This window comes from Burkholderia sp. 9120, from assembly GCF_000745015.1.
Lineage (GTDB): Bacteria > Pseudomonadota > Gammaproteobacteria > Burkholderiales > Burkholderiaceae > Paraburkholderia.
This window is the reverse complement of sequence record NZ_JQNA01000002.1, coordinates 1,994,283-2,006,787: the sequence shown is the minus strand read 5'-3', so window position 1 is coordinate 2,006,787 and position 12,505 is coordinate 1,994,283. Positions and strand designations below refer to the sequence as shown.

9 protein-coding genes are annotated in these 12,505 nt (G+C 62.7%); 7 read left to right on the top strand and 2 right to left on the bottom strand.

Annotated features, from left to right (window positions below; translation table 11 throughout):
* Positions 1-14 precede the first annotated feature (14 nt).
* Complete coding sequence (gene recN, locus FA94_RS17130; RefSeq protein ID WP_035553276.1) at positions 15-1,685, bottom strand: DNA repair protein RecN; 1,671 nt, start codon at positions 1,683-1,685, stop codon at positions 15-17.
* A gap of 72 nt (positions 1,686-1,757) precedes the next feature.
* Entirely contained in the window at positions 1,758-2,660 is a 903-nt protein-coding gene (locus FA94_RS17125) for an NAD kinase (protein ID WP_035553273.1), read from the bottom strand.
* Between the two features lie 306 nt (positions 2,661-2,966).
* Here FA94_RS17125 and hrcA point away from each other — a divergent pair, with 306 nt between their 5' ends.
* From hrcA to pabB, 7 genes are all read left to right on the top strand, one after another.
* Entirely contained in the window at positions 2,967-3,986 is a 1,020-nt protein-coding gene (gene hrcA, locus FA94_RS17120; protein ID WP_035553271.1) for a heat-inducible transcriptional repressor HrcA, read from the top strand.
* Positions 3,987-4,169: 183 nt separating this feature from the next.
* A complete protein-coding gene (gene hemH / locus FA94_RS17115; protein ID WP_035553269.1) occupies positions 4,170-5,240 on the top strand; it encodes a ferrochelatase in 1,071 nt (356 codons plus the stop codon).
* 7 nt (positions 5,241-5,247) lie between these two features.
* Positions 5,248-5,655 carry an RNA-binding S4 domain-containing protein gene (locus tag FA94_RS17110; RefSeq protein WP_035553266.1) on the top strand — a complete coding sequence of 136 codons (408 nt, stop codon included), beginning with the start codon at positions 5,248-5,250 and terminating at the stop codon, positions 5,653-5,655.
* A gap of 513 nt (positions 5,656-6,168) precedes the next feature.
* Positions 6,169-6,753: a nucleotide exchange factor GrpE gene (grpE, locus tag FA94_RS17105; RefSeq protein ID WP_035562400.1), complete on the top strand. Its 585-nt coding sequence runs from the start codon at positions 6,169-6,171 to the stop codon at positions 6,751-6,753.
* A 445-nt stretch (positions 6,754-7,198) separates the two neighbouring features.
* The gene (dnaK, locus tag FA94_RS17100; protein ID WP_035553264.1) at positions 7,199-9,151 is read left to right on the top strand and encodes a molecular chaperone DnaK; all 1,953 of its coding nucleotides are present in this window, start codon (positions 7,199-7,201) and stop codon (positions 9,149-9,151) included.
* Between the two features lie 270 nt (positions 9,152-9,421).
* Complete coding sequence (dnaJ, locus tag FA94_RS17095; RefSeq protein WP_035553261.1) at positions 9,422-10,564, top strand: molecular chaperone DnaJ; 1,143 nt, start codon at positions 9,422-9,424, stop codon at positions 10,562-10,564.
* A gap of 25 nt (positions 10,565-10,589) precedes the next feature.
* Entirely contained in the window at positions 10,590-12,485 is a 1,896-nt protein-coding gene (pabB, locus tag FA94_RS17090) for an aminodeoxychorismate synthase component I (protein WP_035553258.1), read from the top strand.
* The last annotated feature ends 20 nt before the right edge of the window (positions 12,486-12,505 follow it).

Genomic DNA, 12,505 nt, shown 5'->3' with positions numbered 1-12,505 from the left:
CCCGGCGTTCGGTATTAAGCCGCCAGCATTTCCTTCGCGTGCTTGCGGGTGGTCGGCGTGATCTCCAGACCGCCGAGCATGCGCGCGACTTCCTCTACACGGCTCGCCTTGTCGAGGGATGTGACGCTGCTCACCGTGCCGCCCTTGCCGTTGCCCGCTTTCGCGACCTGGAAATGATGGTCGCCGCGTGCCGCGACTTGCGGCAGGTGGGTCACGCAGAGCACCTGGCGCGCTTGCCCGAGCTGATGCAGCAAGCGTCCGACCACTTCGGCGACGCCGCCGCCGATACCCGTATCCACCTCGTCGAAAATCAGCGTGGGTGTCGGGCTGGCCGCGCTGGCGATCACGGCCAACGCCAGGCTGATCCGCGCCAGTTCGCCGCCTGAGGCGACTTTGGCGAGTGGCCGCAACGGTACGCCCGCATGACCGGCCACACGGAATTCAACCTGTTCGAGTCCATTGGCGCCGCCGTCCGGCAATGGCACCAGGCCGACTTCGAAGGTGCCGCCTTTCATCGACAGTTCCTGCATGCCGGTGGTGACCGCCGCGCCCAAGGCCTTGCCGGCTTTGGTGCGTGCTTTCGACAGTTTTTTCGCTTCGGCGAGGAAGGTTTCTTTGGCCTTGGCTTCGGCGGCATGCAGGCTGTCGAGATCCGCGGCGGCGTCGAGGGCGGCCAGTTGCGCGCGCCGTGCCTCGTGTTCTTCAGGCAACGTTTCCGGTTTCAGGCGGAATTTGCGGGCCGCCGAATGCAACGCGTCGAGGCGCTTTTCGACCTGCGCCAGCCGGTCCGGATCGAGTTCGAGCTTTTGCGCGTAATGGCTCAGCGAATACGCGGCTTCCTGCAACTGGATCTCGGCAGGTTCGAGCGCGGCGAGCACGTCGTTCAACGCCGGATCGATCTCGGCCAGGTCGCGTACCTTGGAGACGATCGACGCCAGATGCGTGATCATCGCCTCGTCCGATTCGGACAGCGCGCCGAGCGCACCTTGCACACCGTCGATCAGATTTGCCGAGTGCGACAGCCGGCGGTGCTCGCTGTTGACCTCTTCCCATTCGCCTGGCTGCGGCGCGAGCTTGTCCAGTTCGGTGAGCTGCCACGCGAGACGCTCGCGCTCCAACTGCAATTCGCGGTCGCGCGTTTGCGCATGCTCGACGGCTTGCACCTTCTCGCGCCACGTGCGCCAGGCGCGCGTGACGGTTGCCGCGGTGTCGGTCAGGCCAGCGTGCGTGTCGAACAGTTCGCGCTGCGCGTCCGGGCGCATCAGCAACTGGTGTGCGTGCTGGCCGTGAATGTCCACCAGCATCTCGCCGAGCTCGCGTAATTGCGTGAGCGTGGCCGCAGTGCCGTTGATGAACGCTCGCGTGCGGCCGTTGCGGTCCACCACGCGCCGCAGCATCACGGTACCGCCGTGCTGGCCGTCGTCGGCGGCCGCGCCGAACGCCTGCTGGTCGAGCCACTGTTCGACCTGCGCATGAATCTCGAACTCCGCGGTGATGTCGGCGCGGCTCTCGCCGGTGCGCACGACGTTCGCATCGGCGCGGGCGCCGAGCGCGAGCGCCAGCGCGTCGATCAGGATCGACTTGCCGGCGCCGGTTTCGCCGGAGAAAACAGTAAAGCCGCTGTCGAATTCGAGATCGAGCGCGGCGACGATGACGAAGTCGCGTATCGAGAGGTGGCGCAGCATGGAGGTGGTCTGGTGAGCTTGAAATTCAGAGTTTGGCAGCGGCGGCGTTGCGTTCCAGGGGCTGCTCGCGGCTCAGGGCTTGGTGTCTTCTTCGTGCGACGGGTATTCGTTCCAGTGCAGCTTCTTGCGCAGCGTCGCGAAGTAGCTGTAGCCGACGGGATGCAGCATAGGCACCGTATGGCGCGAGCGGCGCACTTCGATCGTGTCGCTCAATTCCAGCGACGTGAACGACTGCATGTCGAAGTTCACGTTGACCTCGCGGCCGGACACGATCTGGATGCTCACCTTCGAGTCGTCCGGCAGCACGATCGGCCGGTTGGACAGCGCGTGCGGCGCGATCGGCACCAGCACGATGCCGCCCAATTGCGGATGCAGGATCGGCCCTTGAGAGGAGAGCGCGTAAGCGGTCGAGCCGGTCGGCGTGGCGACGATCAGGCCGTCCGAGCGCTGGTTGTACATGAAGCGCCCGTCGACCGAGACATGCAGTTCCGCCATGCCCGAAAAGCCGCTGCGATTGACCACCACGTCGTTGAAGGCCAGCGCGTGATAGATCGGGTTGCCGTTGCGCATGATGCGCGCCTCAAGCAGCACGCGCTCTTCACGTTCGAAATTGCCCGCGAGCATTTGCGGCACGATCTCGCGCATGTCGGAGATCGGAATGTCGGTAATGAAGCCGAGCCGGCCGTGATTGATGCCGATCAGCGGCGTGCGGTACGGCGCGAGCTGGCGGCCGATGCCGAGCATGGTGCCGTCGCCGCCCAGCACGACGGCCACGTCGGCGCGCGCGCCGATCTCGGCGGGACGTAGCGCCGGATAGTCGGTGACGCCGATCTCGGCGGCAGTGTCGGCTTCGAACACGACCTCGAAGCCGCGCTTTGCGATGCACGAGGCGAGCGCGGTCAAGGGCTCGACGATGCCCGGCGTATTGTTGCGCCCGACGAGCGCGACGGTCTTGAACTGGCTGGTCACTTGCATGCCGGCATTACACCATAGGTGGGGCCTGAAAAGAACCGCTGACAGACCCGGTAGCGGGGCGGCGCGGGTGGGCTGACGGCGTACCTCGCGATTATCGTTAGAATGGTGAAGCGTTGATGACATGCGTGCCGGTTAGAGTGCCACGGCGCGCCGTTGTCGAGGCGGCGGTCCGAACGTCGGGCCACGTGCCGGCTCACGCAGCGGATCGAAGACAAAGTGGCGCCCGGGCGAGCCGTGGCGCATTCGTCAACGGTGAGCGCCGTTAGCGCTCGCGGTAGTCGTGTCATTAAGCTAAAATTTTCCGTCATGCTAGATCCTCGCGCACAAACCCTCCTCAAAACGCTGATCGAGCGCTACATCGCCGAAGGTCAGCCGGTCGGCTCGCGCACGTTGTCACGTTACTCCGGCCTCGAACTGAGCCCGGCGACGATCCGCAACGTGATGTCCGATCTCGAGGACCTGGGGCTCGTGATCAGTCCGCATACCTCCGCCGGCCGTATCCCGACGCCGCGCGGCTATCGCCTTTTCGTGGATACGATGCTGACCGTCGAATCCGCCGCGGACGAAGAAGCCGTGATGCGCGCCGTCAAGACTACGCTGCAGGCGGGTGAGCCGCAGAAGATCGTCGCCGCGGCGGCCAGCGTGCTGTCCAATCTGTCGCAGTTCGCCGGCGTGGTGCTCACGCCGCGGCGCAGCCACGTGTTCAAGCAGATCGAGTTCATGCGTTTGTCCGACAAACGCATTCTGCTGATCATCGTGACGCCGGAAGGCGACGTGCAAAACCGCATCATGGCGACGCAGCGCGACTTTTCGCCGTCGCAACTGGTGGAAGCGTCGAATTACATCAACGCGCATTTCGCCGGCCTCTCGTTCGACGACGTGCGCCGCCGCCTGCGCGAGGAAATCGACGAACTGCGCGGCGACATGACGACGCTGATGCACGCCGCCGTCACGGCCAGCACCGAAGAGTCCGACACTGGCGAGAACGTGCTGATTTCCGGCGAACGCAATCTGTTGGAGGTCGCCGACCTTTCGTCCGACATGGCGCGCCTGCGCAAGCTGTTCGATGTGTTCGATCAAAAGACCAGTCTCCTTCAGTTACTCGACGTGTCGAGCCACGCGGCGGGCGTGCAGATTTTCATTGGTGGCGAATCGAATCTCGTGCCGATCGAGGAAATGAGCGTGGTCACCGCGCCGTACGAAGTGAACGGCAAGATCGTCGGCACGCTCGGCGTGATCGGCCCGACCCGCATGGCGTACAACCGCGTGATTCCGATCGTGGATATCACCGCGCGCCTGCTTTCCCTGACCCTCAGCCAGCAATAGCGGGCTGCCCAGCGGCGGCAAATCACGCGCTCATTTCAAGTCCGGTCATCATGCGCGACGGCGCGCGGCTTGCCAATTGGCCGAATGGCCAGGGGTGTACGGCGGACCGGTCGCCAGACCGCGCCGCTATAATGAAACCCACCTGAATCGACTCTCCGCCTCAAGCGGTTACCTCTGCTGCCTATGCGCTTCGACCTCGAGCGGCCCTCACAGAACGCCACGTCACACCGTGTCGCCGTACTGCTGATCAATCTCGGCACGCCCGACGCGCCGACGCCGCGTGCGGTCCGCCGCTATCTCGCGCAGTTTCTGTCCGATCCTCGCGTGGTCGAAATTCCGTCGCTGTTGTGGCAGATCATTCTGCGTTTGCTGATCCTGCCGTTCCGCAGTCCGGCATCGGCGAAAAAGTACGCCGCTGTCTGGATGCCGGAAGGCTCGCCGCTACGCGTCTATACCGAGAAGCAGGTGGAAGCCTTGCGCCATCTGCTGCAATTGAACGACTACACGGTGCTGGTCGACTACGCGATGCGTTACGGCACGCCGGGCATTCCGGCCATGCTTAATCAGTTGAAGCTGGCGGGCGCCGAGCGTGTGCTGCTGGTGCCCATGTATCCGCAATACTCGTCGTCGACCACGGCCACCGCTTTCGACGACGCCTTTTCAGCGCTCAAGCGCATGCGCAATCAGCCGGAAATCCGCACGGTGCGTCAGTACGCGGATCATCCCGCGTACATTTCAGCGCTGGCCGCACAGGTGCATCAGTACTGGCATCAGCACGGCCGGCCCGACTTCGCGGCGGGCGACAAGCTGGTGCTGAGTTTTCACGGCGTGCCCAAGCGCACCATGGATCTCGGCGACCCCTACCATGAGCAATGCCAGCAGACCGGCGCGCTGCTCATGCAGGCGTTGGAACTGACGTCGGTGGAGTGCCGCATCACGTTCCAGTCGCGCTTCGGCAAAGCCGAATGGTTGCAGCCGTACACGGCGCCTACGTTGAAGGAACTGGGCGCGGCGGGCGTGCGCCGCGCCGATGTTTTTTGCCCGGGCTTTACCGCCGACTGCCTTGAAACGATTGAAGAAATCGGCATGGAAGTGCGCGACGAATTCCTGCACGCCGGCGGCAAGGAGTTTCATCGGATTGCCTGTGTGAACGCGTCGCCGGCGTGGATTGCCGCGCTCGGCGAAATCGTCGCGCAGAATCTGCAAGGCTGGCCGGTCCAGGCGCTGCCAGTGCCGCATTCGACAGGGGCTTGAACAGGCGATGAACTACCAGATTTCGACCGAAACGGGCGCGAAGCTACGCATCGACAAATGGCTTTGGGCGGCGCGCTTCTTCAAGACGCGCTCGCTCGCCGCCGATGCCGTCGAGAAAGGCCATGTGCGCATTGGCGGCGCCAATGTGAAACCGGCGAAAGACGTGCGCGTCGGCGATCTGGTCGAGATCGAAATCGAGCGGATCGTCTGGCAGGTAGAAGTGCTGGGCCTATGCGACGTGCGTGGCCCGGCAAGCGTCGCGCAGACGCTTTATGCGGAAACAGAGGAAAGCAGGGTGAAGCGGCAGGTCGAGCAGGAACGGCGCAAAACGTATCGCGAGCCGGCGGCCGCATTGCACGGCCGGCCGACCAAACGCGACAGGCGCACTATCGACAAACTTTCAGGTGGGGGTTGAACAGTTGTTCCATGGTCGCGTGCACACCGCCGTATTCGGTAGTGTGATCGTTGACAGCCCCGGACATGCAGATGGTCGTGGTGCCCAAAATCAGTACCAATGCGACCACCGAGATTGCGAAGGTCAGTTTCACGGTACTCCCCTTGGGAAGAATTCAGGACGGAAACAGGCGGATCAGGTGGGAAATTGCAAAATGTCGGTAAGGCTTACGTCAGATTAGGGTTAACGTGTCTTTTCCGACGCTTTAGTGGAGCATAGGCCACTTGTTGGTCGCACTCAATCTCAATCTGATTGCGTCGCAATAATGGTTGTAACCAGGCATTTCCGCCGCCCGTCCGTGGTGCGAAAAGTTCCGCGAGACCCGCTTGAAACGGGTCTTTCCGGCCCCATCTGCCGTTTCGTTATGCGGTGGTGCGTCAGCTAGTCTGTCGCTATTTTGCAACGCACAAATTGCGCCTGCTTTTGCGCGCTGCCGCCACCGTTGGTTTTTACTTTTTTACGACTTTCAGCGACATGGAAAATACGCAAGAGAACCCGACGAGCCAGAATCCCACGCCCGCGGACGAAGCCGAGCGCCAGGCCGCCGAGGCGGCAGCAGCCCAGCAGGAAGCGGCCGCAGGCGCTACGACCGAGACGCCGGCAAGCCTCGAGCAGGCCGCGCTGGCTGAAGCGCACGCCAGGATCGTCGACCTGCAGGAGAGCTTCCTGCGGGCGAAAGCCGAGACCGAAAACGTGCGTCGTCGTGCGCAGGAAGACGTGACCAAGGCGCATAAGTTCGCGATCGAGAGCTTCGCCGAGCATCTGCTGCCGGTGGTGGACAGCCTCGAAGCGGCCGTTGCCCACTCGTCCGACGATCTGCAAAAGGTGCGTGAAGGCGTCGAACTGACGCTGCGTCAGTTGAACGGCGCGCTGGAGAAGGGCCGTGTGGTCGCCCTGAATCCGGTCGGCGAGAAGTTCGACCCGCATCGCCACCAGGCGATTTCGATGGTGCCGGCCGATCAGGAGCCGAACACCGTCGTGGCAGTGCTGCAAAAAGGTTTCGTGATCGCCGACCGCGTGCTGCGTCCGGCGCTCGTGACCGTCGCGGCGCCGAAGTAAACGCCGCTGCTGCTTTCTGCCGTTTTCAGGTCGGTTCTCCGCCGCCAAGCTGGGCTGGCACCGCCATGGCCAACCGTCCCGTCGGCTACGCGTTCGTCGTCTTCGACATGCGGGAGCGCAGCGCCGACTCGTTCGACGCGGGGCCGGCCGCAGTCGGACGCGATCCGCGCCCCCGGTCCCAGATGGTTTCGCAGCAAAGTCTACGAACACCGCGATCCGGGCGGGCGCTTCCTGCTTCACTGCTCGGCGTCGCAAAAAGCAGTAAAACAAGCGGAAAAAGTTCGACCGATTGAAAAAAATTAAAGACCGCATCGTAAAAGAGGTCTTGAAAACGATGCGGACGCACTTATGTTGAGTGCAGGTAGGAATTGAGAGCGGATCGCCTTACCGCCAGATGGCAAACAAGGCGCTTTCCGCAGCGATCAAAGTCAGGAGAATAGTAAAAATGGGCAAAATCATCGGCATCGACCTCGGCACGACCAATTCGTGCGTGGCGATCATGGAAGGCAATACGGTTAAGGTGATCGAAAACTCGGAAGGTGCGCGCACCACGCCGTCGATCATCGCTTACATGGAAGACGGCGAGATTCTCGTCGGCGCGCCTGCGAAGCGTCAGTCGGTCACGAACCCGAGAAACACGCTGTACGCGGTCAAGCGCCTGATCGGCCGCCGCTTCGAAGAAAAAGAAGTGCAGAAAGATATCGCGCTGATGCCGTACAAGATCATGAAGGCCGACAACGGCGACGCATGGATCGAAGTGCGTGACCAGAAGCTGGCACCGCCGCAAATTTCCGCGGAAACGCTGCGCAAGATGAAGAAGACCGCTGAAGACTACCTCGGCGAGCCGGTCACCGAAGCGGTGATCACGGTTCCCGCGTACTTCAACGACAGCCAGCGTCAGGCAACCAAAGACGCAGGCCGCATCGCCGGTCTGGAAGTCAAGCGCATCATCAACGAACCGACCGCAGCCGCGCTGGCATTCGGTCTGGACAAGGCCGAAAAGGGCGACCGCAAGATCGCGGTGTATGACCTGGGCGGCGGTACGTTCGACGTGTCGATCATCGAAATCGCAGATGTCGACGGTGAAATGCAGTTCGAAGTGCTGTCCACGAACGGCGATACGTTCCTGGGCGGTGAAGACTTCGACCAGCGCATCATCGATTACATCATCGGCGAGTTCAAGAAGGAACAAGGCGTCGATCTGTCGAAAGACGTGCTCGCGCTGCAACGCCTGAAGGAATCGGCTGAAAAGGCGAAGATCGAACTGTCGTCGAGCCAGCAGACCGAAATCAACCTGCCGTACATCACGGCCGACGCGTCGGGTCCGAAGCACTTGAACCTGAAAATCACGCGCGCCAAGCTGGAAGCGCTGGTTGAAGAACTGATCGAACGCACCATCGAACCGTGCCGCACGGCGATCAAGGATGCAGGCGTGAAGGTCGGCGAGATCGACGACGTGATCCTCGTCGGCGGTATGACGCGTATGCCGAAGGTGCAGGACAAGGTTAAGGAATTCTTTGGCAAGGAACCGCGCCGTGACGTGAACCCGGACGAAGCCGTGGCCGTTGGCGCCGCGATTCAAGGTCAGGTTCTGTCGGGTGACCGCAAGGACGTTCTGCTGCTCGACGTGACCCCGCTGTCGCTCGGCATCGAAACGCTCGGCGGCGTGATGACGAAGATGATCAACAAGAACACCACGATCCCGACCAAGCACGCACAGGTCTACTCGACGGCCGACGACAATCAGGGCGCCGTGACGATCAAGGTGTTCCAGGGCGAACGCGAAATGGCAGCCGGCAACAAGCTGCTGGGCGAGTTCAACCTCGAAGGCATTCCGCCGGCACCGCGCGGCACGCCGCAGATCGAAGTGAGCTTCGACATCGACGCGAACGGCATTCTGCACGTCGGCGCGAAAGACAAGGCGACCGGCAAGGAAAACCGCATCACGATCAAGGCAAACTCGGGTCTGTCCGAAGCCGAAATCGAAAAGATGGTGAAGGACGCGGAAGCCAACGCCGAAGAAGATCACAAGCTGCGTGAGCTGGCCGATGCCCGCAACCAGGGCGACGCGCTGGTCCACAGCACGAAGAAGGCGCTCACCGAGTACGGCGACAAGCTGGACGCGGGTGAGAAGGACACGATCGAAGCCGCGCTGAAGGACCTCGAAGAAACGCTGAAGAGCGGTTCGAGCGACAAGGCCGCGATCGAAGCCAAGATCGAAGTCGTGGCAACCGCCTCGCAGAAGATGGGCGAGAAGATGTACGCCGACATGCAGGCAGCGCAAGGTGCCGAAGCAGCGGCAGCAGGCGCGGCGGGCGCGGGTGCATCGGCAGGTGGCGCGAGCCAGCAGCAGGACGACGTGGTCGACGCCGATTTCAAGGAAGTCAAGAAAGACTAAAGCCAGGTCGCATTTCGACCGTAAAGCCGCACACGGCACCGTGTGCGGCCCGGCTGCACAATCCCCTGCACCCATTCGGGCCGCAGCAACGTGCAAGAGCGGTTATCTCGCCTGGCGAGCCTTTTGGGGCTCTCCGGGCACGTTTGTTTTATGGAGGGCGTTGTTTCGAGCCGGTTTCGAGCGGCAAAAAACAGCGGCCGGACGAGTCGCAAGACTCCAGCATTCAAGAGGAGCCACCGCGTCGCATTGCGCGAGTGGCGTTGAACCGATATGGCGAAACGGGATTACTACGAGGTTCTGGGCGTCGCAAAGAACGCGAGCGACGACGAAATCAAGAAGGCTTATCGCAAGCTTGCGATGAAGCACCACCCCGACCGGAATCCGGGCAACAAGGATGCGGAAGAGCATTTCAAAGAGGTGAAGGAAGCCTATGAAATGCTGTCGGACTCGCAAAAGCGTGCCGCGTACGACCAGTACGGCCACGCGGGCGTGGATCCGAACATGGGCGGAGCCGGCGCACAAGGCTTCGGCGGTTTTGCCGATGCATTCGGCGATATTTTCGGCGACATCTTCGGCCAGGCGGCCGGTGGCGCCGCACGCGGCGCTGGCGGCCGACCCGGCCCGCAGGTCTATCGCGGCGCCGATCTGCGCTACAGCATGGAAATCACGCTGGAACAGGCCGCACACGGCTACGACACGCAGATTCGCGTTCCGAGCTGGGTGTCGTGCGAAATCTGTCACGGTTCGGGCGCCAAGCCCGGCACCAAGCCGGAAACCTGCCCGACCTGTAGCGGTTCGGGTTCGGTGCGGATGTCACAAGGCTTTTTCAGCATCCAGCAAACCTGCCCGAAGTGCCACGGCACCGGCACCTATATCCCTGATCCGTGCGGCCATTGCCACGGCGCGGGCAAGGTGAAAGAGACCAAGACGCTGGAAGTGAAGATCCCCGCCGGCATCGACGACGGCATGCGTATCCGTTCGGCCGGTAACGGCGAGCCGGGTATCAACGGCGGTCCGTCGGGCGATCTGTACGTCGAAATCCATATCAAGCAGCACTCGGTGTTCGAGCGCGACGGCGACGATCTGCATTGCCAGATGCCGATTCCGTTCACCACCGCGGCGCTCGGCGGCGAAATCGAAGTGCCGACCCTCGCGGGCCGCGCCAGCTTCACTGTTCCGGAAGGCACGCAGTCGGGCAAGACGTTCCGTCTGCGCGGCAAGGGCATCAAGGGGCTGCGTTCGAGCATTGCCGGCGATCTGTACGTGCACGTGCAAGTCGAAACGCCGGTCAAGCTCACCGACTCGCAGCGCGAATTGCTTCAGCAGTTCGAGAAGGCGTTGGTGGAAGGCGGCTCGCGACATAGCCCGCAAAGCAAGAGCTGGTTCGACCGGGTGAAGAGCTTCTTCGATTAATGGCAGTTTGAAGTTGGTGGTAAGCATGACGGCAGATGAGCGCGACGCGGTCTTCGCGTTGCTCGACGATTGCGACGCGACGGCGGCGCGCCGTTCGAGTCGTCTGTACACGGGTTTTGTGCGGGAACGGGTGTGCGCGGACGCCGCGCAACTCGAGGCCGTATGCGAATCTGTGGTGGCGGATACCTTGCGTGGTTTGCATGCCGTCGTGCTCGCCGATTATGAGTTTGGGCGGAATCTTCTCGATGGAGATTCACGTCCGCATCCGAAAACGCAGCGTGGCAATGCCACGCTGCGTTTTTTATTGTTCGAGCGCTGCGATAAGCGCTCGCGCGAAGAAGTCGACGCGTGGTTGACGGAGCACGATGGCGGCACGATTGAGCCGTCGGTGGCGGGCACGGCGAATGGGCGCGCGAGTGTCGAGCGTGCGCAGTTCGACGCGGCAATCGCCGCGATTCACGACGCGCTACGCGCGGGCGATTCCTACCAGGTCAACTACACGTACCGGCTTGGCTTCGACGTGTTCGGTTCGCCCACTGCGCTCTATCGACGGTTGAGGGCCCGGCAACCGGTCCCGTTCGGTGCGTTGATCGCGCTGCCGGGAAGCCAATGGGTGCTGTCGTGTTCGCCGGAGCTTTTCATCGAAAAAGACGGTGCGATGTTGCGTGCGCGGCCGATGAAAGGCACCGCGCCGCGCTCGGACGATCCGCGGGCTGACCAGTGCGCCGCCGAGTTTCTCCGCAGCGATCCGAAGAACCGTGCCGAGAATGTGATGATCGTGGATCTGTTGCGCAACGATTTGTCGCGAGTCGCGCAAACGGGCTCGGTCAAGGTGCCTGCGTTGTTTTCGGTCGAGCCGTATGCGTCGGTCTGGCAGATGACGTCGGCGGTGCAGGCCAGCTTGCGGCCCGAAACGTCGTTCGCCGGTGTTGTGCGCGCGTTGTTTCCGTGCGGATCGATTACCGGCGCGCCGAAGCATCGCACGATGCAGTTGATCGACGAACTGGAAAGCACGCCGCGCGAGCTTTATACCGGCGCGATTGGCTGGCTCGACGCGCCCACGGTAGCCGCGCCGGCGGCGAATCCAACCGTGTGCGGTGACTTCTGCCTGTCCGTCGCCATTCGCACATTGACGCTGAGCCATGCCGCGCAAACGGGCGAGCTGCAGGGCACGATGGGCGTCGGCGCGGGCATCGTCCTCGACAGCGTCGCCGCCGACGAATTCGCGGAGTGTCAATTGAAGGCCAGTTTTCTAACCGGCGCTGAACCGGGTTTCGATCTGTTCGAAACGATGTACGCGACGCGCGAGGAGGGCGTGCGGCATCTGTCGCGCCATCTCGAACGGCTGTCGCGCAGCGCGGCAACGCTGGGTTTCAATCTCGGCGACGAAAGTAATATTCGCGCCCAGATTACGGCGACGTGTGAATCGCTGCCGGCGCACACGCCGCATCGTATGCGGCTCGCGCTCAGTAAGAACGGTGCGACGCACATCGCAGCCGCTGTGCTGACGCCGCTAGCGAAGCAGACGGTCGGCGTACTGCTCGCGCCCGACCACCATTTCGCCGCGACCGAAGCGCGCGATCCGCTGCTGCATCACAAAACCACCCGCCGCGCCGAACACGATCGCGGCTGGCGCGAAGCCGAGGCGAAGGGTGCGTTCGACACGCTGTTCTTCAACGAGCGAGGCGAGTTGACCGAAGGTGGCCGGTCGAATGTCTTTGTGAAACTGGCGGGGCGGTGGTGGACGCCGCCGCTCGCGTCGGGCGTGCTGCCCGGCGTGATGCGCAGCGTTCTGCTCGAAGAAGTCGCGGATCTGCAAGCGGCTGAGAAGGTGCTGACGCAAGCAGACTTGATGAACGCCGAAGCGCTGCTGATCTGCAACGCATTGCGCGGCGCGGTGCCGGCGCGGATCATCCGTTAGGTAGTCAGCGCGTGAACGGA

Excerpts from the sequence above, each read along its gene's own strand:
- recN (WP_035553276.1), bottom strand. The coding sequence starts at position 1,685 with ATGCTGCGCCACCTCTCGATACGCGACTTCGTCATCGTCGCCGCGCTC.
- FA94_RS17125 (WP_035553273.1), bottom strand. The coding sequence starts at position 2,660 with ATGCAAGTGACCAGCCAGTTCAAGACCGTCGCGCTCGTCGGGCGCAAC.
- hrcA (WP_035553271.1), top strand. The coding sequence starts at position 2,967 with ATGCTAGATCCTCGCGCACAAACCCTCCTCAAAACGCTGATCGAGCGC.
- hemH (WP_035553269.1), top strand. The coding sequence starts at position 4,170 with ATGCGCTTCGACCTCGAGCGGCCCTCACAGAACGCCACGTCACACCGT.
- FA94_RS17110 (WP_035553266.1), top strand. The coding sequence starts at position 5,248 with ATGAACTACCAGATTTCGACCGAAACGGGCGCGAAGCTACGCATCGAC.
- grpE (WP_035562400.1), top strand. The coding sequence starts at position 6,169 with ATGGAAAATACGCAAGAGAACCCGACGAGCCAGAATCCCACGCCCGCG.
- dnaK (WP_035553264.1), top strand. The coding sequence starts at position 7,199 with ATGGGCAAAATCATCGGCATCGACCTCGGCACGACCAATTCGTGCGTG.
- dnaJ (WP_035553261.1), top strand. The coding sequence starts at position 9,422 with ATGGCGAAACGGGATTACTACGAGGTTCTGGGCGTCGCAAAGAACGCG.
- pabB (WP_035553258.1), top strand. The coding sequence starts at position 10,590 with ATGACGGCAGATGAGCGCGACGCGGTCTTCGCGTTGCTCGACGATTGC.